The organism is Burkholderia sp. MSMB1589WGS (genome assembly GCF_001636105.1).
In the GTDB taxonomy this organism is placed as follows: domain Bacteria; phylum Pseudomonadota; class Gammaproteobacteria; order Burkholderiales; family Burkholderiaceae; genus Burkholderia; species Burkholderia humptydooensis.
In genome coordinates, this window is record NZ_LNJT01000008.1 from 2176633 (window position 1) to 2200456 (window position 23824).

Consider the following 23824-nt stretch of genomic DNA (forward strand, 5'->3'; position numbering starts at 1 on the left):
TGGTTTTATAGGAGAGCGTGATGACGAACAGGAAAAATATGAAGACGGTTGAAGGGATCTTAAATGTAGCTGAAATACCTCGGCAGACGGATGTGCCTGATTCAGTGGGGCCGGAAACGGGAGAACTCACGGCCAAGTTTGGCGAAGGGAGAGCTCCATCTGCAGAGGATTTTTCTAACATCATTGAGATCGCTGACGTGGGGCGTAAGGCTGTTGGATTGCAGCCGGAAGGCTACGGGGTGGGAGACGGATTAGTCTTATCTGATGACGGTGTACTTGCCATCAAAGTTGGCGAAGGGCTCACGATTAATAATTCCACTAGTCAAATCATTGCGGAGGCGTCAGATGTTCCGGGTCCTCCCGGCCCGAGGGGGCCTGTGGGTCCTGCCGGTGCTTCTGGCGTTGGTGCTATAGGCCCTACCGGGCCTATGGGCCCTCCCGGGCCTATGGGCCCTCCCGGTGAGGGCGTTCCCAGTAGTTTTCAATTTCCGACGCAGGCGAGAGGACTATGCGATTTTGACAGGATCGATACAACAGACCCCAATTGGGAGCCAATTGAAGGTTTTTTCGTTAATATGGAAAACAGCTTTGACGGCTCCCCTAATCGTGCGGAATTATTATCATTTATTAGGAAAAAATAAAAGTCAATTTTTATAATTGAAATATTTAAAAAGTGAAATGAAATTGCCCTGTCTACGTGTGCGGCGGCTGCGTGTTCCCGCCTTTATGGCGTTTCGCAGCAGCGCCTGGCACTCGTGCAATTGCCGACTTGGCTCAACAACCGCGCGGCATGATACCTGGCGTTGACCATCTCTCGACGCGACATTCCGTACTACCAGCTATCAGCGCTCTGGAAAAGTGGATATCGCATGGCACGCATTTGCCTGAACATGATCGTCAAGAACGAAGCGGCAGTGATGTCGCGTTGCCTCGAGTCGGTTCGCCCTTGGATCGATCACTGGGTCATTGTCGACACCGGATCCACGGACGGTACCCAGAAGCTGGTACGCGAACTCATGCATGACGTCCCCGGCAGCTTGCACGAGCGTCCGTGGCACGACTTCGCCCATAATCGGAACGAAGCGTTGATGCTGGCGCGAGATCACGGCGACTATTTATTGTTCATCGACGCCGACGAGACGCTAGACATGCCTGACGGCTTTGGTTGGCCAGATCTGAACGACGAGGCCTACCAGTTTCTTTGCGAACTGAACGGCTGGCGTTATCTGCGAAACGCGCTAGTCAGCACCCGCCGCGCATGGCGATGGGAGGGCGTGCTGCACGAATACCTCACTTGCGATCAGCCCCATAAGTGGCAGAAGCTGCCTGGGCCGACTATCGTAGTGGCGCATGACGGCGCCCGTGGCAGGAACCCCGACACTTACCTGCACGATGTTGAAGTGCTTGAGGAAGCGCTTCGACGCGAACCTGGCAATAGCCGCTATCGCTTCTATCTGGCCCAAAGTTACCGTGACGCGGGTAAGCCCGAGGCCGCCCTCTACCAATACCGCGCACGCCTGTCCATGGGCGGTTGGGATGAAGAATGCTGGTTTTGCCTGTTCCAGATCGCGGTGCTCAGTGAGCGACTGGCGATGCCACCCCGTGAGGTCTGCGCTTCGTACCTGGCGGCATACCAGGCACGGCCTCGCCGCGCTGAACCATTATGCGAGCTGGCACGCTATCACCGCTTGCGTGGCGAATACGCGCTGGCGCATGTCTACGCCCAACAGGCGGCGGCGATTGCAATGCCCGCTGACTCCCTTTTTGTTGACGGTGCTGTCTATGCGTGGCGCGCTCGCGATGAACTCGCTATTAGTGCGTTCTATGTTGGGGCATTTGCGCAGGGGAAGGAGGTTCTGCTGCGCATGCTGCACGATCAAGAATTTCCGGACGATCAGCGCGTGCGGCTTGAGCAGAATCTGCAGTGCTATCTCATTCGAGAAGAAGCCTGACTGGCAGTTACATTCCTGGGAGGGGGCGCGGAACCGTGTCGCACGTCTGGACTATCAGTATTGATAGGTGGCTTCGATTCGGATTGGGACTATTTTAGTAGCGTGATGATGGGAAAGGAAATGTCGATGTCATTTTTGCAGAGGACGTAAAATGGCGACCACGAAAAAAACAGTGAATGGAAAGCAGATCATCGGTTATGTGACGCAATATAGTGCGTGGAAGAATATTCCCGGGCTCGTATCAAAGGGCGCCTATTGCCAGTTGAATCTTGATTTCAGCAAATACACCATACTCAATTTCTCCTTCTTTGGTCTCGCGCGCGATGGAACCTTGCATAGCGGCGATGACCGCAATAAAGATATTTATAAACCGGGAGAGGTTCAAAATCCTGCGGATCTCCTCCATCAGGATTACAATGATGAAATCCCGGAAGACCCTGACCCCAATGTCCCTCCGCCGAAGGGTATGAGCTTCGACAAACCTATCTTGTTTGGTCAGACTGATGGGCCGCCGGGCGGTGCTCATGGATTGCTGAAGATGGCAAAGGATGCGGACGTCATGGTCATGGCCTCGCTGGGTGGATGGAGCATGTCCAAGCATTTTTGTGAAGTTGCCGCTGATACGACCATGCGTGAAACGCTTGTCCGACAGTGCCGTATGCTAGTCGACGATTATGGATTCGATGGCATCGATTTCGATTGGGAATATCCAAATGCAATGGGCATGAATATCGAAAACTATTCTGAGGCCGACTATGGAAACTTTGCCAAATTAATGGGGGAGGTGCGTGACGCAATTGGTCCTGAACGTCTAATTACGGCCGCTATGTCTGCGACCCCGGCGAATCTGGGTGGATTTGACTGGGCTGAGCTGGAGCGGTACATGGATTATTTCAATCTTATGACCTATGATGTCAATGGCGGCTGGTCTGATATTGCGGGGCATAATTCGCCGCTCTATTACTATCCGGGTTCAGAATCACCCGTCTCATTGGACGGTACAACCCGCTTTCTTTTGAGTCAGGGTGTGAAGCCTGAAAAGATCAATTTGGGTGTTGCATTTTATGGGCGCGGCGTTATTACGGAAAGTTCGGCTGCACTGAATGCTCCCACGGTCAAAAAAATGGTTGAGGTTGATCCGGATGGGCCAATTCTAAGCAGTGGTGATTTTGATAATTGGCCGCAGTATTCGGAAGAGATACCGGATGGGTGGGATGCCACACCATTCACGAGTGCAATTTTGCAGAAAACTGGCGGCGGTGGGAGTGGCGGCTGGAAATATCATTGGGACGAAGATGCGCAAGTTCCGTATCTTACCAAGGGAAAGTATTTTCTGAGTTATGATAATGAGCGCTCGGTCAGGGCGAAAGCAGAGTATATTAAAGAAAATAATTTGGGTGGAGTAATTATATGGACCACCTTCGGAGATTTGATGGATTTGACGAAGGAGGAGGTGGTGGTTGTGGATAAATACCCCCTTATTAAAAGCGGAGGCCGCAGGTCCATTCTCGTTGATGAAATTTACAATGAATTTTCGAGTGGATTGGCTTGAGTGATGGCGTAATATTGTGAATAAATGCGATATTTATTGGTGTTGTATTTTCGCCAAGAATGACGGCGAGTCAAAATAACCTGGTCGCAGGCCGATAAGCGGGTTTTTCGACGCACTCCCCGCAGTTTGTCATCGAGTATCGGGATGGCCATAGCCTCCTCGTTTGCGAAACAACGAAAAAGTCAGCTCGGTGCGATGAGGGTTAGCGAGCCCCCGCGAGCCAGATTGTTGGCTTTACCGTGACAGAACCGTCTTGGAGAGGGAGCATGCCTGCAGCCGTAAATATGATCGCCGATCGGCAGTCGTTGTTCGCAAGGCGCGGAAAAAAGCTTGCCGATTTGAGCGACGTGAGTGACGAAGAGGAGACGCAAAGGAAAGCGAAACGACGCCCCAGCACGATCGCGATCCGCGGCAATTCCGTCAACCCACGCAGCCCTCGTAGCCCCGGTGGGCCAATGTCTTCCGATGTGTTGAAAAGAATAGCGAGGGAGTTTGTCGTGCCGTCACATATGAATGCGATCGGTGAGGCCTCGCGCAAGGGGAACTTCGCGGTCAGCTTCCGGGCGGCCGGCGAAGCGACCGTAGCCAGGCTTATACAGGGGGCAGCGGCAAAGGGGCACGATATCCTGGAGAAAACGATCAAAAAGTCTTCGCTGGAAAAGGCTTATGGCACAGCCGGGCATGAGATGCTGCAAAGGGCACGGGAGGCGGGCATTGAAGGCTATGTCGGGCGGTGGGAGGGTAATGCGCTAACTGGCCTCTACATGAGCAGCGACTCCCCTGTCGGCGATCTGGTCGGGGACGAATCTGGTCATGTGCACAGGATATTACCGATCGATATGGCCGATCTCGAAGGTTCGCTGCGTCCGCTGAAACAGCAGACAGCCTGGGAAGCCCTGCCTTTCACCGGTGATTACGATACGCACGACATGATCCAGTTCGGAGGGAGCGGACCCGCACACACAGTGGCATCGAATAGTGCTGAAGAAAACCGCATCATCAATCTCCTCAATAAGGCCGTAGCTCAAGCCGACCCGCTGAGAAAGGGCAAGCCGGTAGAATTCAACGTTGTCCGGCACGGACCGCAAGTGAATTATCCAGCCTTCAGGATGGCCGAGGAACACAGTTCCAGGCTGGTTGGCGCCGTCGCGCGCGCGGGCGAGTTTCCGCTCGCCATAGTCAGCAGGGGAGAATGGTCAATTGCCGAAAACATTGAACAGTTGCAGGCCTTCTATCAGAATTCAGGCGTACGTATGAAAGAAAGCTGGCGGCCAGGGGGGCGCCGTAGTTTCGATGAAGTCGGAGGGCCAGGTAGCGCTGCCAGGCTTGCTCGGCGACCGTCTGAAAAAAGTCTCCCGTTTGGTTTGGAGCGCCTAACCGGATCAGCCTTTTGGAAATGACGCTTTGTCAAGTTGACGGCGGTGGCGTAACAACAAGTGACCTTTCCCTAGTCTTCCCCCCACTGAAGTATGCCACTGTAAAGTTGGTGGTGAGGCCGCTGGAGAAGCCTTGTCATGAAGAAGTCGCGGCTCGGTGAAGGGCTGGCGTAGCCGCCATGGCGGCATGGATGTGTCGGAAGCGCGACGATTGCGGCAGTTGGCGCAGGAAAAACAGCGACTCAAGCGGCTGGTGGCGGGCCAGGCACGGGGTATTCAGGTTCTAAAGGACGTTCTCGGAAAAGAGGTGAGTTCGCCCGCGCAGTGCCGTGAAGTCTTGCAGCAGGTGATTGAACAGCACGACTATTCTGAGCGCAGCACGTGTGCGCTCACAGGTGTGAATCGCCGGACGTTCCAGCGGCAGGTGCCGCCTGACCCCGACTACGAAGTGCGGCAACGGCTGCGCGAGCTGGCACAGGTGCGGCCACGATTTGCTCGCACCGCCTGCGTCTTGCTACGCAGGGAGGGCCTGGTTCAGAATCACAGGCGCACTGAGCGGCCGTACTGGGCCGAAGGGCTGTCGCTTCGCCTGAAACGGCGAAAGAAGGCGCCCGAGTCATCTGCGCGTGGTTATGCCGATGCCCAACGGCGCAGACGAATGCTGGCAATGGACTTTGCTGCTGACGCGCTGGCGCATGGCCGAAGCATTCGCACGTTGACTATCATTGACGTGTGGAATCGCGAGTGCCCGCACATCGAGGTCGGCTTCTCGCTCACGAGCATACGAGTCGCGCGCGTTCCGGAGCGGCTGCATAAGCGGGGACGGCGGCCTAATCCGATTCAAGTCGACAACTGGCCGGAATTCGTCAGCGAGGCGCTCAAGGCATGGGCGCAAGAACATGGCGTCAAGCTGCAGTTCATCCGTCCGGGTAAACCGGTGGAAAACGCGCGCATCGAAAGCTTCAAAGCTTATCTTGATAATCAGCGCATCAAGCCACGAAAATGATAAATACAGGAATGCGGCTTCCCCGTGCACAACGACGAGAGGTCTTGTAAACCGGAGGTGATCATGTACGAGTGGGAACAAATGATTGCTCGGCGGAATTCGAATCAAAGAATGAATGATGCTGAGACCGATTCCAGCGAAGAAGCTACCTCTGTCCAGGGTATGCAAAGGGGGCTGGCGCTTGGAATCGATGCATCTTTCCATCATCCTGAAAACGGCATGTCAAAGAGAGACATGGAAGCCGCGTCGAAGGTTGCAGACATTCTCGACGAAGTCATCATGTTCCGCTCGACAGGACCATGGTCGTTGCGCTGGATTGAAGCGGAGTATCCGACAAAGAATTTTCACGTCAAAGGAAAAAGTTCCGACTGGGGGCCTCAAGCCGGCCTAGTGCCTTACGATGGCCGCTATAGCAAGGTCGGTCACAGCGCCCAACGAGCTGCCGCGGGCACCAAGGCCAATCAGGACGGAATTAATGATAATTACGCCCGGACGACGCAATTGACGCTGTCGCGCGAGATGTTGGAGCGACAGTTGAACGAGCTGGCCGGCCGACCAGCCCGACGGGCAATCTACCGCATGGAACAGCTTCCAGCTAGCAAAGATCTCCTCTTGTTTGCGCGACGCAGCGGGGACGACAAGGAATTTTGCTTCCGCGCTGTTCCAAATGGAGATGTATACAAAATTTGGGTCTATCCGGAAGAACTGGGCACAGATGCAAGGAGGTTGACATTCGAGCGACCGCTTCCGCTTATGGTGATGACCTCATCGGAGGTTGGTGCGCGCAACCGTGCGATGACTGGCGACTACGATTTGATGGCGATCTGCCCCCGTTGGGGAAACTACGGCAGCGCGTCAGTCCGGGAAATTTCGAAGCCCGGGCTCGTCTTTGCCGGCGTCAGAGGACAGCAACCCGGACAGCTATTTCCCGCAGGAATGGGGTTGGACAAAGTGCTCGATATGAGAACCAACACCGGGGCGCGTCCGCGAGGAGGGGTGACTGATGCAACGTTTCAAGGGTTGACAAAAAAGGATGCAGGTGGGCTGGAAGAACATAGTGATATGGGAAACATTAGTCCACGTATTCTGCGCACCATAAACGAATTAAACAAGGCGATGAATGCGACCGGTGCAAATTCACCTTTTAGACGGGTTCACCACAATGCGGAATCGCATCGTAATCACATATTTGGCGCGATCACTCGCGCGGATATGGAAAAGGGTGAAGGCTTCCCCATTACTGTATTCCAGCCCCGTTTTCTTCAGGAAGCCAGCTCGTCGACGCAAAAATATCGCGATGTTAGTACTTTGGAAACGCTTTCTGAATTTGAAAAATACGTGGAGCTGGTCAACAAAATGGGATACTTCGTACCGAGAAACTGGACGTGGGGCATGTCAATTCGTGACCTAAAAAAGTAATGAACGCAACAATCCGGATTTTTCAGGCGTTTCGCGGTGCCCGTTGCAACCCGCGGATGACCCGCTAGAAGCACGGTTTCTTTACGCTTTGATCCTGACCATCCCGGTCAACTGCTGGACAGTCACGTTGTTGACAGTATAACGCTTATGAAAGGAAGATCGAATCGCTCAAGACCGGATTACTGATCGGAAATGCATGAACTTGAATCAAGCTGCATAGCGAATTGGTTCGTGCATGAAGTAGCGAGCAAGCCGTTGAGGCGATTTTTGGAGGCGGCGCAAATGACTGATGGCGGCTTTCTTGAGGTGTCCCTTGATCCGAGCCGGAGCCTGCTTCGTCACGCTCGCCTTCAGGACGGCGTTGAGCATCTCGTCGGGGTTCAGCTCCGGGCTGTACGACGGCAGGTAGAACACCTCGATTTTGTTGACGTGTTCGGCCAACCACGCCTTGACCGGCCTGGCGTGATGCACCTTCAGATTGTCGAGGATCAGAAACGCCTTCTTGCTGCGCATGTCTTTGATCAGCCGCACTTGGCCTCGGTTGGTCACGGTCGATATCACCAACAAGCCTTCGCGTCGGTTCATCACGCGCCGCTCGGGCGTGTTGCCCATCGGGGCGTAGGACCGACTTTCCGCGCTTTCCGCTTTCGCCCGACACGCAATCTCCGGGTAAGTCTCGTTCAACCACGTCCGCACCGCTTCCGGTCGCTGCTCGTAGGCCCGCGTCATCGGTTTTTGCGGCGTGAAGCCCCAGCGCGCCAGATACAGGCCGACACCCTGCAACGTCAGCGCCAAACCACATCGTTGCCGAATCAGCTCGCGCCCCGCATGTCGCGTCCACAACGCGAACGACATCTTCAACTGATCCGGCATCTGGTCGCGCAGCAGCACGCGAATGTCGACTTCCTGTTGCTCGGTCGGCGCGCGGCCTCGATTCACCGCACGTCCACTGGGTTTGTGGCGCAGCACCGCCGCACCTTCACGGACATACCGCTTGCAGATGTCGAACACGCCCATGCGGGACAGATTCGTATGGGCGGCAATCTCGTCGTAGGTCCAGCCGCGCTCGCACAAGCCAATTACCTGTCGGCGCTGTCCTTCACGTGCCTCACGCAGAAGCGATCTCACGTATCGTTTTCCATACCCCCTCGCATAGGGGGGGCGATTTACTAATTTAAAGATCGATCGTTCCTGATCAATAACGCTTGACGAAACACATAGGGGCACCCCCCTGATAGGCGGCCAGCAGTTGAAATATTTTAATTTGCTGTGTTAATCAAGTGGCACATATTTATTATCGTTTTTTAAATGGATGTATGGTAATTTAATAAATAAATTGGGGAAACAATATTGCCGCCATGGCAATCAGTTGTGTTTATCTGGATTTTTTCTAAAAGGGGCCCGGGAGACTTGCGTCGACTTACCTATCATATTTGAGAGGTACATTTTCGAAATCTCTGATCTAGTCTACGAGCTGCGTTGATGTATGAATTCGTCGGCTGCGAAGGGTTCCGATGTATATGCGCAACAACTGCCAGGGTGTGGCCAATAACAATTCGGGTTTCTGCGTAGATTCGGTATTTTTGCCGAGAAGATGCGCAGAGACAGGACCAAGACGTGCGAGCCGAAGGCACGCCACCGCGTCAGGAACGGTGCGGCCTGCAACGCTGACCTAATCAACCGAGGTAACGTCGTGATGTGGATCGATAAAGCCGTACTTGCCAGCGCACCCGACTTCGAGTCCAGGTGCGGGCGCCCGCGCCTGGACAGCGACGCGTTGATCCAGGCACTCAGGACCGTGTTCCGCATGCCGCTTGCGCGCTGGAAGACCTCGCGCAATGCCTGCGCGGCCTGGCTGTCGCCACCTTGCCCGTGCCGCACGACACGATACTCCGCCGCCGCGCCAGCACTTGGGATCCGGTTGCCGATCGTCCGAGACGTTGAACCGGTCCATTTGGTGGTCAACAGCACGGGCGCGAAGGTCTACCGCGAAAGTGAATGGAAGGTGCGTCAGCACGGTTACTCGAAGCGCCGCACATGGCGGAATGTCCCCCTCGCACTCGACGCGAACCACAGTCAGGTGCGTGCCGCGCTGATGACGTGCCAGGGCGTTGCCGGCGGCGACGTCCTTGCCGAACTGCTCGACCAGATTCCGGACGTCGAGCAGCTCGCGCAATTTCTGGCGAACGGTCCGTGAAATCGCAAAAACCTATTTGTTCGGTGTAGAACTTCGGCATCGTTGACATAATGAACGAACTTTCCGACCCGCCGCAGACTTCAAATATTGACCGCCTCCATTTCGTTCTGAAAACAGACAACGAGTTGGCAAGCGCGTTGCAACAGCGCTGCAGTGTCCTGTTTCACCAGCAGTTGCGGGCACAGCTAGCCAATTTGTTTATGCAATGCGCATCGCGGTCGCCCGGCGCCGTCCTCATTGATCGCCTGACGTTGGATCTGGGGCAGATTTCGGAGGCGGAATTTGAGGTTCAGTTGAGTGAACGGCTGTTGCGTCAATTAGCACAGCAGTTGCTGGAATTGTTCAGTTCCGCAACCAATCTGGCACCAGGAGAAATGCTGTGGAAGCAGGGAACGACGATGTCAGTTATAGCCGCCGTCAAGTCGGACCGTGGCGCCGAGAGCAGGGCGCGGGCTCACGCTGAAGCTGATGCCGTAGCGCAGAATGAAGGAAAGCCCAGTGCTACGAACGCTACTCAGCGAAATGACCCGATTGCGCAATTCGTCCGCTACCTGCAAACCGGTTACTTGGCGCAACCGCGGATCTGGCAAGATCATGGCGGTCCTGACAATTGGCTATTGACACAGTTGGAGCAAGCGCCGTCGCGCTGGCTAATAGTGTTGGCACACAATTGTTTGCGGCAGGGACCATTGCGACGTTTGCGGCAGACCTTTAGTGCACCGACGTTGCATCGCGTGGGCCAGTTGCTGACGGCAGACGTACAGTCCCTGCCAGGCGGTTCTCCCTTGTCGTCAGCGGTCGCGCTGGAAGGGGCAGAGGGTTGGTCATTGTATCTGGCACTGAGCGCTTTGCTATTTTTTCACGCGCGTGCTGCGGCGCCCAGCGCAACGCTGCCTGGATCGGTTCCATCATTTCCCGCGCCAACTGAGTTGCAGGATGTGACCACACCGGTTTTGAAGCATTGGTTGCGAAACTTGACGGCACAAGCGCGTCCGCGCTCGCGGGCAATGATGGAATCGATTCAGGTTCTGTTGGATTCGGTGTTGCAGTCGCCGCCAAATGAATTCCCGAACGTTTCGACAACCCAACCCACTGAATCTGCCCAATCTGTTCAAAGCCCCATGACAAAGTCCGCGACCCCTCTTGGTACAGAGGCGATGCCGGTCAGCAACGCCGGCATTGTGCTGCTATGGCCTTTCTTGCCGGGCTGGTTGGGGCGCCTGGGGCTGCTTCACACGGTGGAAGATAAGCCTGGTTTTATCGATGAACAAGCGCAGATGCAGGCGGTGCGCTGGCTTGATAACCTGGTGTGGGGGGGCGATATCAACGAAATCGCGGAATGGCGCATGCTGCTCAACAAATTGCTGTGTGGCATGTCACTGGATGCGGCGCTGCCGGAGTCATCGTGGCGCGCGTCCGAAGCGATTGTCGTTGCCCTGCGCGACCAGTGCCTGGCTAGCCTGCCGGCGCAGTTGCCTGGCCTGCAACGTTGTGGAGCAGGGGATATACGCAGCATGTTTTTGCAGCGGCCAGGGCAACTGCAATGGCGCTCCGACCAGTTGGGGACCGAGCCACACTGGCAGTTAAATGTCGAGCAAGATGCCAGCGACATTCTGCTTCGCGAGCTTCCATGGCCGCTTGAGCAAGTGATATTTCCCTGGCTGGAGCAACCCTTGTCGATCAATTGGCTATAGCAACAGAACCATTGCAAGCATCCGGCGAAGTCCCGGCAACGTAGTCATAGCAAGCGACGCCTTCTTGGATGTTCAAGGCGGCGCAGGACAGGATAGGGATCATGAAAGGAGCGCCGCAAATCCGCGATATTGCCGCCCATCTCGACGCGCCGGAACGTGCCACGTCCGAGTACCATCACTTGTACAATTTGTTGGTGGTGCTTGCGCCCATGGACGACCTACTGCGGCGGCGTCTGAACGACACGCTCTCCGAATCGCCGCTGGACTGGACCGACGTATCGTCGACGTCCCCTGATGCGCTGCTGATGCAAATCCACCAGCGGCTGGGCACGGAGCAATGGGCTCAGGATCTCGCCGAAATGGGTGACGCCCGGTGCCTGCCGGATGTATTGCCGGATAACAGATTCGGCAATTTGAGCGAACGGCTGGGGCTATCCGCATTCGAGCGCCGCTTGCTTTTGCTTGGCCTGCTGCCGCAAATCGACGTACGTTACGGCGGGTTGTATGCGTTTCTGCAGCAAAATCAATCCAGAACTGCGCTGACCGTCGACTTGGCGCTGTCACTGTTATGCGACGACATGGTCGAGCAGGTAGAGTGCCAAGCCTACTTGACGCCGCACGCCACGCTGTTCCGATATGGCATTTTGCGCCTGCAGCGACGAGAAAGGAGGCGTTCTGTACGGGATGACGGTGAATTGCAGCTTGACAGCGCGATTCTTCATTTTCTTCTCGGACACGACTATCTGCCGACGATACTGGCGACCAGCGCGCGGTGGCTTGCGCCGCCTGCATGGGAGCCCGACGAGGCTGAGCGGGATTTGGTGCGCCGCCTGTCGACTTGCATCGGTACGGACCAGGAAGCAACGCAATGCATCGTGCTGCGCAGCCAGCTACATTCCGGTCGGGCAGGCACGGTCGCTCGAGCGGCCGCCGAGGTCGATGCAGGCGCGCTCGAACTCGATCTTGGAACGTTACCCAGCGACGACGACGACGCTGAGGATGTCCTCATCGGCGCTTTGCGTGAGGCTGGCATGCGTGGCGCCTGGCTGGTCCTGCGTGGCCTAGACGACATGGCATCCGAGCGCAAGCATTTGTTCGCACGGTGGCGCGCGCATTTGCGCGCGCATCGATGGCCGGTGGTATGTCTGATCGCGGCGCATGCTTCAGCGATATGGCTCGGCGATCTGCCGCAACTGGTACTGGACGTCCCGCGGCACTCATTGGCCGAGCATGAGGCGGCAATGCGCGGAGCGCTTCGCGATACGCAATTGGCGGGCCCGTTCGATGTGCCGACGCTGGTGAAGCGCTACCCGGTGCCGGTGGATCAGTACGAATCCGCGGTGCAGGAAGCGAACGGCTATTGCCGTCAGCGCGGCCCAGGCGCTCGAATAAGCGATGCAGACTTGCGGCGGGCGCTCAGCCTGCGGACACAGCAGAATTTCGGCAAACTCGCACAACGTATCCACCCAACGCGCGACTTCGACGACTTGATCGTGGGCGACGATCTGCAGCGGCACTTGCACGAGATCCTTGCTGCGATTCGCCACCGAGACTGGGCGTTGCAGCAGGGGTTTCAGCGCAAGATCGGGGAGACATGTGGAATCAGCGCGCTTTTCTTTGGAGATTCCGGCACTGGCAAGACGATGGCTGCAGAAGTGCTTGCAGGCGAGCTGGGCGTCGACTTGATCAAGATCGACTTGTCGACGGTCGTGAACAAATACATCGGCGAGACGGAAAAGAATCTCGCGCGGGTATTCGATCTAGCCGAAGCGGACTGTGGCGTGCTTTTCTTTGATGAAGCCGACGCGTTGTTTGGCAAGCGCACCGAGACCAAGGATGCCCAGGATCGACATGCGAACATTGAGGTGTCTTATCTACTGCAACGCCTCGAGCAATATCCCGGGCTTGTGATTCTATCGACGAACAACCGGACGCATCTGGATAGCGCGTTCAATCGGCGGTTGACGTTTATCGCGCGTTTTCCGTTTCCCGACGCCGCACAGCGTGCGCGCATGTGGCGTGCGATCTGGCCGCCGGCACTCAAGGTGAGCTCCGACATCGATTTTTCTTCTCTGGCGAAGAAATATGAAATCACGGGTGCCAATATTCGCAATATCGCGCTGCTCGCAACGTGGCTCTCGGCAGAAGATGGAGCGCCGCACGTTGCGATGATACATGTTGAGCAGGCAATCAGGCGCGAGTTGAGCAAGATTGGGCGAATCATCACTTAGCATCAAAGGGATACATCATGGATCAGACCTTGCCGGAGCTGAATGCCGCCATTGAAGACGCATTACGTGATTACGTGCCATCTGCGGACTATCTCGAAATTCGCTTTGACATACCGGACGAGAAAAAATTACCCACTATACCCACGATTAGCGTGTTTCTCTATCAAGTCGAGGAAGATCTGGAAATGCGTGTGGGCGAATCTCGGAAATATAACGCTGGGAGTGGTCAGCTGATACCCCGCGTAGCACACGTACGATGTTCGTACCTGATTACCTACTGGGATGGTGCGACCGATGAAGCATCTCGTGCGATGACTGGTCCGCGAAGTCAATCGGTTGAAATAATGGATCAGGTGTTGTATGCGTTGCTACACAATCGCGAATTGCGCGGAATGCCAAACTCTTATTCTCGCGTGATGCCGCCCGAACATTTGAACACGCTCGGACAGTTCTGGCAGGCGCTGGGGAACAAGCCGAGACTTTGCCTCAAGTATGACGTGACTGTGCGTGTCACATTGGGGGATCGCGTAGACGAGGTAAGCCCGGTGCGCACAATCGACGCACGGATCGCACAAAAAAGCGCTGTCGATATCGTTCGGCAGGCGGAGGTCGTCTTTCGGCGCAAGTTGCGCGATGGCCTGATTGACGAAGGGGATGGGCTCAGTGATGAAATGCGTATTCAAATTGAAAATCTTCGCTTTGACCTGAAGTTGATTGATGGCGTGCCAGGGAACGAACGGGCTGAAGACGCGGCTTACTTCTTTAATTTATCGGGATCCGGCGCGTTGGAGCCAGAATTGCACGCTCGGGTCGTTTCGATGATACAAGCCTGGAGCGGCAGTGATATTGGAGAAGTAGGCGGAAAAGCGCTAACGCTCAACGAGGTTGACATAGGCGAGATAGTCCGGGTTGACGATATATCGATCGATCGAGCTTGATTCGGATTGTGAAATGAAGGATGACCATGTCGAGGGCTACAGGCATGCCGCAGCCGCAATGATCCACCGAAATCTGCGCATGTCGAGCAGCCAGAGCGAATGCCTCAGCCGGGTTTTCACCGTCCGCCTGGCATGGCCGTCGATCGTTGTGGAACTGAATCCTGAATCGCCCCGGGAATCATGGAGGCTGGTTGGTTTAAGTTGATGCCGGCACGGCGATGGTGTCGCTGAATTGCCGATAGTAGTTTGCCTCAGCTTCAGCGGGCGGGCTATAGCCGAGCGGTTCCATGAGCCGATGGTGGTTAAACCAGGCGCCCCATATTCGAGTGTTGCCAATTCGACGGACTCACGCGTCTTCCACGGCGCACGACGATGAATCTGTTCTGCCTTGTACAAGCCGTTGATCGTTTCAGCCAGCGCGTTGTCGTAGCTGTCTCCCCGGCTGCCGAACGACGGCTCGACGCCGGCCTCGGCCAGCCGCTCGCTATAGCGAATGCTGACGTATTGCGAGCCCCTGTCGGAATGGTGAATGAGCGTACCGTCATTGTCCGGCCGGCGAGCGTACAGCGCCTGTTCAAGTGCGTCGAGAACGAAGTCCGTGGTCATCGACGAACTGACGCGCCAGCCGACGATACGTCGGGCGAACACGTCGATTACGAACGCCACATAGAATTGGCGCGGCGCAGTTCCTTGACTGCGCGTTCCAGCGCCTTGATCCGTTCGCGTTCTGACATGGTCACGCCCTCGCACTCGCCGCTGTCGACTTCTTCTCGCTTGACCCACCCTGGCAAGGTCTGGCTCGTGCAGCCGATCTTGGGGGCAATGGATTCGATCGTCGCCCACCGTGACGGATACTCGTCGCGATGCTCTCGCGCCATGCGCACTGCACGTTCACGGACTTCAGCAGAAAACTTGTTCGACTTGTTCATGGCTCCATGCTCTCAAGAGTGGAGCCCACACCAAATCCGGGGCGGTTCAGATCAACCGTATTCACTTTGTCCTGGGGGGGCCAAATGGGAAATAACACTTTCGAGAAAGAAACGCGGACTGTTGATCGCACGAAGGAGAAAGTGGATGCGATGTCTCAATGGTATGGCTATGGTCAGGATGAAGCAGGCTCATTCCCATCCGATGAGGGGGGGAAACTTTCGCCGCCGCGGTGGCAGGCCGGGAGCAACGATGATGACTTTTTCTCGTTTATCCGCAAGGCGCATTTACACGAAGCACAAGAGTTTAGGCGCAAGGGGTACAACAGTCAGGTGCCCGAGGTTGACCCCATATTATTTACACAGCTCCGGGAAGCCATAGCCGCTGTCAAGCCCCTGATATACCTCCATGCACCCCTGGAAGGCCGTCTTGACCAGTCATGGCTGCTGGAGCAAATCCGCAAGCTTGAACGGTTCATTGACCGGCTTTCGGGGAGCGTGATTCAGGACTGGGTTAAAAATGAACTGCCGAGCAAAAGCACCGTGGCAGGGGGGGCTGACACGTTGGGGAGCCGGAACGCGGCCCAGGCGCTGGTAAGGCGGCTGGAGTCGACCTTGCAAACGCTGACCCGTGTTGCCCATGCGTTAGGGTCAATTGTGGACTACAGCACGCCGAAAAATCTGCAAGATGCTGTGCGCGAAGTGCTTGTCTCCGAACTCACCAACGCTTTCGCCTCCGACGACGAGGCGGCAGTGACGCAGGCCCTAGGGCGGATGATGGCGAATGCTGCAGATAACGCCGCTTGGTCCGCGCTCATGCATGCCAGAGTGACGGCTTGGGAAGCCGACAAACCGGCAACCTTTGGCGCTGTGATAGAGACGGCACGCCGTGATGCAGAGAAAGCCAACAAGAAAGCCCGCGAACTGTCGGGGAGCGCTCAGGCTTTCTTTAGTGACATCGCGACCTTTCTCCAGCGCCTGTCCGGAGAATTGACGAAAGGGCTGATGTCGTCAGGCCCGGATGCCGTTCCCGAGATGATAGGGAAAACGTATGATGAGACAGCCACGCCTTTGCAATGGTTAAAGACCTCTCCCCATAAACTCAAGGCCAATTTTAAGAAGGGAAAGTTACAGCTCGCTATCGCGGGGACCCTAGCTTCAAAGTATGGGAGAAGGGCTGCCCGAGTCATACAGCACGGGCATACAACAGCAACCCCATCAAAGACACCCGAGAATGTCATTGCCGATTCCATCACCAGAAGTATCTTATGGCAATGGCAACAGCCGGCAATAAAAATTCAGTACGCCAGTGGGGCGATATTGTCAAAAGTAGCAGAACTGAAAAAAATAAAGGGCCTGTTTCTCTCTGGCGCAATGACATATGACAATGGGAATGAAAAGGAGGACAGTGATATTTCGGCCAATGAGTCGAGTGAAGATGATGTTTATACTCAGGTCAGGCAATGGGTACATGACAGGATTGAGCAGGAGAAACCGGAAGGTCAAATGGCAGCAAAGCTGACCGTGCTAAGCCAGTTGCTGGACAGTGATATCGCCAACGCCCGCAAGATAGTGGCGCGTTTCGGTAAAACGCAGGAGAGTATTCAGGATGTGCTTAATCGGCAGCGGATTGCCGTCGAGAAAATGCTTGATGAACCGCTTTCTTCTGATATTGCCGCCCCTCTAAAGGCGGTTAATAAACTTCTGCCTGATATTGCCAAGGACCTAACAGGTGCCGTTGCAGCCCTGGAAAAAGCCATGCTGGCGGCCGAACACCCCGCACGCGATTTTATCGAAGCCAAAAAACAGGCTAACAAGGCGCAATTACTGGCGATAAAAGTCAAGGAATATATATCGACAAAGTCAATATGGTTCACCGAGAGGCCTCTGGATGAGCATTCACGTGGCGCACGGCTTGCCAAACACTGGGCAAATCTTGCCAAAGAGCGGAGCCGCAGCAATTGGCAGGTGCCTGATGTAGAGGGGGTGTTTACCTCACTGAAAAACAAGGGGCTGCTTGACGCTACGCTTTCAACCGGCGACCCTGAGGGCTACCTCTTTGCTACACGGCTTGCCGGTGAGCTTGAAAACGCCAGAGATGATGAGCTGAAGTTGCCCATGAGCCCTGATGAGTACGTGGCACTAGAAAAGAACCTTGTTGAATTTATCGTCAGTTGGGGGCAAAAAAGTGTCACGAGAGGCACCGCACGTCTGGTTGTCGAGTTAAGTTTTGAACAGGCGTTGGACACGGTCACCGTTGGTCTGGCGAGCATGATCAGGATGCCATATAAGGTTCTCAAGGCGACAATAAAGATCCCTTATAAAGTTAACAAGATAAATAATTACACGATGCCTGGTCAGGACAGACCTTACAAGGCCATCTATGGCATGCTGGGGAAAAAGTTGACGCACCTTGGCTTTAATCTGGTGACGGCCCCTCTGCCAGGGGTTATCAAGTTAGGGATAGGGGCGGGGGTCACGGCTGGGGCGACAATCTATAATCACCATGTGGAATCTAAAGAAAAAACATTCAGCGCTGTCTATGAAAGAATGACACAAGGCAAGAAGAGTGAAAAAATTAAAATTAGTTCACTGAAAGGGATGGCATTTGATAGTGCAATGGAAGGCGTGTTCATGAGCGGGTTTAAAGGGATACGCAGGGAGATATCACCTTTGCGGCCAGGAGATATCATTCCCGAGGAGAGAGATACGCAACTGTCAGCGGAAGATGAGGAGGGCAGAGGGGGGATTATACTCAATAATGGTGGCGTTATCTTGATAGAGGGAGATCGCGAATTCCGTTCTGCCGTTCGCCAGCATATTGAAGAACTTCAGAAACATCCGTCAGGGCGTGCCCTGCTAGAGAAGCTAAAGCATCATGTGATTGAGATACGTCCGCCGCATCATGAAGATTGGCTGAGAACAGAGCAGGATGGTCGGCATTATTTCGGTAGTCGCGTTGTCGGGAATGTCGTTTATTTTGACCCCTATAATACCTATTACGGTAGCGATCGAGAAGAACACATCGAAGATTGGCGTGATTTACACCCCAGTATCGTGCTTTTCCATGAACTGCTACACTTATATGCCGAAGATGCCGGACACGACACTATCATCCCATCCGATCCAAATCGCCTGGATGAGAATGATTACCGAAGAGAATTTTATGAATCTCGCGAACAGAAAGTCATAATAAGACCATTCACTGAATTTCATGGTGAAAGCGATCATGACGTTGCGCGTTATGCTCCGCAAAGACGTAGAGCGCGCAATGATTTTGAACGATTGATTGACAACCATGAATACAAGAAACTGTCGAAAGATAAAAAAAGATTAACGTATTTGTATGCTATAAACAATATACTGATGCAAATTCAAAATGATAATGCGCTGCCTGAGCAGGCTCAAAGAAATGCTTATAATGCGAGAATTGGAATATCATGCGTCGTCCCCGTTGATTTCTATGGCTACACCGCGACGAACGCTTTTTTTATTCCTGATAGTCCTGGCGCCAAATCCGGCATACTTGTCAATCTGGATAACGAGAATCAACCCTACGCTTATGTCAAGCGTGGCAGTGATATTGAATCTGGGTTGAGATCTAATCTTCCAGACAATGCCCACGAAGCGGGATTATGGCGCAGCAACGGGTTTCAGGCCTTTGATCATATCAGGCGAGGGACCTGGGATTTTAATCAATACTTCAACTACAACAGCCCGACGGCAAAAAATATTTATGAACTTTCCGAGCAGCTTGCCGTGGGTATCGAAGATAAATACAAAAAACGCCCAACGATAGACCACAACAGGCATGTGGTGCAAAAAGCCATCGTTGGCTCTCAGATACCGGATCTAGATGTGAGTGCCACTCCGGTGGCCTATAAGCTGGAATTTACCTGGGCTGCACTAACACCGGCAGAATATCTGCGAGCTTTTTCGCGCCCGTTTGCAACGCTTGCCGGACAAGGGCAACTGGTCGTCAGCCATGTTAGCGGCGACAGCATAGAAACCACAGAGAACAGAGTTGAGCAGGCGAAATACATTGGGGCGTGGATTGATACGACTGTGGGGGCGGTCACCTCGTTTACCGGTGCAGGAATTGTCCTTGGTGTCGCGCAATCCGTGGCGGGAATTACCGCGGATTTGGCGGAGGGTAAGGATCCCGATCCCTTAGAGGTGGCTGGCCTGGTTCTTAATTGTATCCCTGGCGGGAAAGTCGCCGGTCGTATAGGGAAATTCAGCAAGGCAGGAGAGAAAGGTTTTAAATTTTTATTCCAGATTGGAAGAAAAACGGTTGATCTGACCGAGATGGGGTACGCCATAAAGCAGGCCATAGAAACCGGGGATCCGCTGGCGATTTACCAGGCCTTAATTGCAACGGGCATGAACAGTGTAGAGGCTCGTAATATTTCGCGGGAAATGTGGTCCCGTTTGGGTAAGAAGGGATCGAGCACAGAGGGTAAGACTCAGGCAGGAATCTCTGTTAAACCACAGGAATCCCCCTCTGTCGCAAAAGGTCAAGAAATTTCAAAGCCAAATCATTCCCGCGCTGCATCAGGGCGAAAATTCAAGATCGGCCAGACAGAAATGCTGGGTAGAAAAAAAGGAAAATCGATCGAGATATCCCTTGATGGTGGGGTCACCTGGAAAAAGGGCAGCAATGTTCATATGCTCGCGTTTGCGCTGCAAAACGCCGGTGGCAAGTCTAAACTGCCGGAAGAGGGAGGAGCACGAAAGGATAGCGTCCCCCGGGAGCCCAATACCGTGGTACAAGACCAGAAAAGAACCAGGCCGGATGCTGAGGCTGAATTTACTAGGCATGTGGAAAATGAAGGTGATCCGGAACAATATTTTTCAAGAATTAAAAGCGAGGTGCCTAATGAAAAATTCAAGAAATTTAAATTCTTTGCAAATGTCATGCAAGGAAGAGTGCGCAATGGCGTATTTGAAGTTTCCCGAAATAATGGCGATACCTGGGAAAAAGGATGGTGGTTACAGGAAGCCGTTTGGCGCTTCAGAGGCAGGGGTAAGTTACGCTCGACTGACCTGGATGCACAAATTAACCGGGCTAGTAAGCGAGATCCCTCCGGTTACAGTTTAGCGTGTTATCGGGGCGCATTTAATGATGCACAACAAGCCGGAGTCATTAGTTTCGGGGCGAATGATTGGTTGATCAATAAAGTGGCCAGGCCCAACGATCGTGGTGAAATAATGGATTCTGATAATTATCGCCAGGTATTTGGCTTGCAGAATAAACAACCTATGACAAATTTTGCCTCCGCCAATATCACTGAATCTGGTTTTATGCATGTTGGAGAACGCCGGCCGGATGGAACCATTCATTATGATCATGTGGTTTATGTGCACGTGGATAAGAATGGTATTTACCTGTATCAAGTCAATGGTTCTGACTTTTTACTTGCACTTAATGGCTCGGATGCGTCTGATGAATATAATAACATTGGCGAACATGTCTCTAAAAGCCATTACAAGCATAAAATGGATGGAGATAGAATTAACTTATTTAATCAGTATTTTAACCACCAGGGTGATGTTGCCGCCTCACAGTCTGTTTTTACCTTTACGTCAGCCAGTGAAGTGCAAGAGACTTATGTCAGGCACACTCAAGGAGAAGATGGCCCCTCTAAACTTTCTGGCGAGCGGGCGCTTTCGATTGCTAACGGTAAAATTGACAGCAAGCCAGGAGGTACCCCGAATAACAGTTCTTCCAGAAAGCTCGATACCGAGCGTCAAGGAGCCGATAGAGGTGATAACATTACATCGGCAGGAAAAACATCGACAAAAGGATCTTTGCTTTTTGATTTAGAGCCGCAACCTGGCACATCTGCTGCGCAAAAAGGAACCGCCGGAGTTCAGAAAGAGAGTAGTGATATGGTCTACCCTCTTGACAATGGCGGGGCGGTAAATAGTGAGCAATCTCCTCAACAGGGCGGCCGTTTTCACAAACCCTTCGGTGAAGACAGTTATATCGAAATGGGACCCAATGACAGTACCGTGATTGTTCGGGCTCACGGCTACCCTGGAGACACTGGTCATTATACTGCTGATGGCGTCGCAGCAGTGATTCGTGACTATCTTGATTCCAAGGGGATCAAATTGCAGGATATCAGATATATCGAACTGCAATCCTGTTATGGCAACACGCTGGGGCCGTTGTCTCAGGCCCAGGCGATAGCCAATAAATTGCAGGTGAGGGTTAAAGGATATTCTGGAAAATTCACCCCGAGAAGAGGCACCGATCCTGATGACGGTTCATTTTCCGAACCGTACCGCAATCCAGTCGCAAGCGCAGTGTCGAACGGGGGTAATGCTGCCGCTTTTCATGTATCCGAAGCTGTGCTTTCGATCAGACGGAGACTGGGTATCAGCGGTTCCTCATCAACCCAGGCAGGCAATACCGAAACCTATTCCTTGGCGCACATCTCTGGTAATACAAGATCATCTGCAGGCGGTAGTACCAGGGGAAGAAGGAGACGCAGGGGGCGGACAGTGATCCCCAATGGTTTCAATGCGATGAGTCTGGGGAGGAGCTCGGCAGGCGATACTGCACAGACCGGCAATGCGGCAACGCGTTACATCAATGGTTTCACAGGGACAGGGAAAAATCGTCCGGCGACGCGTCCAGTCTACCCCACCGATAGCAGTACGTTGATGCCAGGGCAGTCAGCACGCGATTCACGCGATCCTATGATTACAGGTAACGATCTGACCAATACCCGTCCTTCCACCGACGCTTTCGGGCAGGTATTTCTTCGTCTTATGCAAGACATACCATCGCATTCAAAAGCAAAGGCCGGCGTGCTGATTGGAGGTATGTTGTTATTGGGCGGAGTGGGCATCTACGCGGGGAAATTGGATTATGACGCTGATGAGGCTCGGACCGCACTTGAGAACGCGGAAAATAATCTGTCTGACCTCAAGGAGATCATGGATTCAGATGATCCAGATGCGAAGGCCGAGCTGCAGACGATTCTGCAGCATTACTTCGGTAATGAAAATCTAAGCTCAGAGGATATTCAGGAGATAATTGATTTTATCCGCAAGGTAAGAACAGCGGTGACTAATGCAGAATTGAATCAATTGATTTCAGGCACGCTGCCGGAAAGATTTTCAGGAGATGTGCCCGCTGTATTTGCGCGATTTTCTCCGAAGTGGATTATTGGTTTTTATATGCACATCTTCGGAGAAAGTATGGTGGATGTGAGTCACTCTGGGATTCCTGGAGGCGATGGTATGCCACTCGGTAGCACTCCGAGAAGAAGCCTGACCGAAAGCGATGTCGACAGGCCTATAAGTGTTGTGCATACTGGGACTTCAGACCGTATAGTAAAAATAAGAATTATAAGGCCCCAGAAAAAAACGACATGAATCGCCCCGAATTTGGTGGAGGCTCCAACTCCTGAGGCTCTGCTGAAATTTAAGTGGGTTATGCCGCATGCGGGTTGATTGAATCGAAGGATAGAGCCAGGCCCGGGCGGTGCGCTTGGTCGTGATGTTGGCAACGAGCGCGTCCAGATCGGCACGCTGCGCCACGCTCAGCCGGTCGCGGTCCTTGAGCAGTGCCCAGCGCAGGCCCTTGAGGTCCGGGTCGGTCTTCTGTTCGAGCCGCCGCGTCTTGTCCAGAGCAAACGATGCCTGAGCGACGACGTGGAATTTGTCGAAGGTGATGCGGGCGTTGGGCAGGTGCTCGCTGACGCCCTTGATGAAGGCCGGCGACATGTCGATGCTGACCGAGGTGATTTGCCCGGTGGCGTTGTGCGCTTGCAGATGGGCGGCGAACTGCTCGATGGTGGCGGCGTCCCGGCCTTCGGTAACGAACACGACCTTGCGTTGTTTGGCGTCGGCCACGAGCGTCAGATAGTTGTGCCCGCGCTTGTAGGAAGTCTCGTCGACGGCGGCGCTCGTCACGTCCGACAGATCAATCTCGGCCAACGCCAGCTCGACGTAGCGCTTGCAGATCGCGTGCACGCGGTGCCACGACTCGCCAACGGCGCGGGCCACCGCGGCAAAAGGCATCTGCTGGGCGAGCGTGAGCACCATCGCCTCGAACAGCAGCGTGAAGCCGCTGAGCTTGCTGGCCCAACCGGGCTCGACGAGCGCGACGCGGCCATCGGGCAGCTTCACGCGCGGCGTGCGCACTTCGAGATAGCAGTCGTGCTGAAAGAAGTTCAGGTGCCGGTAGCGCTTGACGACAGTGTCATGCACGGGATGCGCGCCGGCCACTTCCGGATACGGAAAGCGGGTGCCGGCAGTGAAGTCGATCTGAATCGTCAGCCGTTTGGCGGCCGCGTCGAAATCGACGCCGCTCACGAACCACGGATCGCTCACACCCAATGCGGCTTCGAACAACTGACTATGCATGACTTCCCTTCGTCTTGTTATGCGAAAAATCGGACCATACCACCCACTCAGAATTCAACAGAGGCTTCTTTTTTAAGGTGGAAAGCAGTTGAGCCGGCGGCGTACACGTGCTCGTATTCGCTACGGCTCGTGATTGCATGCTCCGATGTCC

Annotated in this window: 13 protein-coding genes and 1 pseudogene; 11 read left to right on the forward strand and 3 right to left on the reverse strand. The window is 54.2% G+C overall.

The window, feature by feature from the left end; translation table 11 throughout:
- The first annotated feature begins 20 nt into the window (after nt 1–20).
- The 6 genes from WT16_RS33035 (at nt 21) to WT16_RS33055 (ending at nt 7305) form a co-directional block, all read left to right on the forward strand.
- Entirely contained in the window at nt 21–641 is a 621-nt protein-coding gene (locus WT16_RS33035; RefSeq protein WP_156521515.1) for a hypothetical protein, read from the forward strand.
- A 228-nt stretch (nt 642–869) separates the two neighbouring features.
- Nucleotides 870–1952 (forward strand): glycosyltransferase, encoded by a 1083-nt coding sequence (locus WT16_RS26835; protein ID WP_063534604.1) that lies wholly within the window; start codon nt 870–872, stop codon nt 1950–1952.
- Nucleotides 1953–2103: 151 nt separating this feature from the next.
- Entirely contained in the window at nt 2104–3504 is a 1401-nt protein-coding gene (locus tag WT16_RS33040) for a glycosyl hydrolase family 18 protein (RefSeq protein WP_082875020.1), read from the forward strand.
- Between the two features lie 266 nt (nt 3505–3770).
- The gene (locus WT16_RS33045; RefSeq protein WP_156521516.1) at nt 3771–4904 is read left to right on the forward strand and encodes an Insecticial toxin; all 1134 of its coding nucleotides are present in this window, start codon (nt 3771–3773) and stop codon (nt 4902–4904) included.
- A 133-nt stretch (nt 4905–5037) separates the two neighbouring features.
- The gene (locus WT16_RS33050; RefSeq protein ID WP_141667976.1) at nt 5038–5886 is read left to right on the forward strand and encodes a DDE-type integrase/transposase/recombinase; all 849 of its coding nucleotides are present in this window, start codon (nt 5038–5040) and stop codon (nt 5884–5886) included.
- A gap of 63 nt (nt 5887–5949) precedes the next feature.
- Nucleotides 5950–7305 (forward strand): anthrax toxin-like adenylyl cyclase domain-containing protein, encoded by a 1356-nt coding sequence (locus WT16_RS33055; RefSeq protein ID WP_141667977.1) that lies wholly within the window; start codon nt 5950–5952, stop codon nt 7303–7305.
- 207 nt (nt 7306–7512) lie between these two features.
- Here WT16_RS33055 and WT16_RS26855 read toward each other — a convergent pair whose 3' ends face one another.
- Nucleotides 7513–8433, reverse strand: coding sequence for an IS630 family transposase (locus tag WT16_RS26855; protein ID WP_063534607.1), 921 nt, complete (start codon nt 8431–8433; stop codon nt 7513–7515).
- 466 nt (nt 8434–8899) lie between these two features.
- Here WT16_RS26855 and WT16_RS33060 point away from each other — a divergent pair, with 466 nt between their 5' ends.
- The 4 genes from WT16_RS33060 (at nt 8900) to WT16_RS33065 (ending at nt 14365) form a co-directional block, all read left to right on the forward strand.
- On the forward strand, nt 8900–9502 hold the full coding sequence (locus tag WT16_RS33060; RefSeq protein WP_082875021.1) for a transposase: 603 nt from the start codon (nt 8900–8902) through the stop codon (nt 9500–9502).
- A gap of 50 nt (nt 9503–9552) precedes the next feature.
- Entirely contained in the window at nt 9553–11196 is a 1644-nt protein-coding gene (locus tag WT16_RS34115) for a contractile injection system tape measure protein (protein WP_141667978.1), read from the forward strand.
- Between the two features lie 101 nt (nt 11197–11297).
- Nucleotides 11298–13427 carry an ATP-binding protein gene (locus WT16_RS26870; protein ID WP_197486513.1) on the forward strand — a complete coding sequence of 710 codons (2130 nt, stop codon included), beginning with the start codon at nt 11298–11300 and terminating at the stop codon, nt 13425–13427.
- Between the two features lie 17 nt (nt 13428–13444).
- Nucleotides 13445–14365 (forward strand): Pvc16 family protein, encoded by a 921-nt coding sequence (locus WT16_RS33065; RefSeq protein ID WP_082875023.1) that lies wholly within the window; start codon nt 13445–13447, stop codon nt 14363–14365.
- A gap of 196 nt (nt 14366–14561) precedes the next feature.
- Here the strand turns inward: WT16_RS33065 and WT16_RS33070 are convergent.
- Nucleotides 14562–15294 (reverse strand): annotated as a pseudogene (locus tag WT16_RS33070) (IS3 family transposase).
- An 84-nt stretch (nt 15295–15378) separates the two neighbouring features.
- On the opposite strand from WT16_RS33070, the gene WT16_RS34120 reads away from it, so the two are divergent.
- Nucleotides 15379–22680: a M91 family zinc metallopeptidase gene (locus tag WT16_RS34120; protein WP_197486514.1), complete on the forward strand. Its 7302-nt coding sequence runs from the start codon at nt 15379–15381 to the stop codon at nt 22678–22680.
- Here WT16_RS34120 and WT16_RS26905 read toward each other — a convergent pair.
- Nucleotides 22627–23673, reverse strand: a complete 1047-nt coding sequence (locus WT16_RS26905; RefSeq protein WP_231892116.1) for an ISL3 family transposase — start codon at nt 23671–23673, stop codon at nt 22627–22629. The two genes, WT16_RS34120 and WT16_RS26905, sit on opposite strands and share 54 nt — an antisense overlap.
- Nucleotides 23674–23824 lie beyond the last annotated feature (151 nt).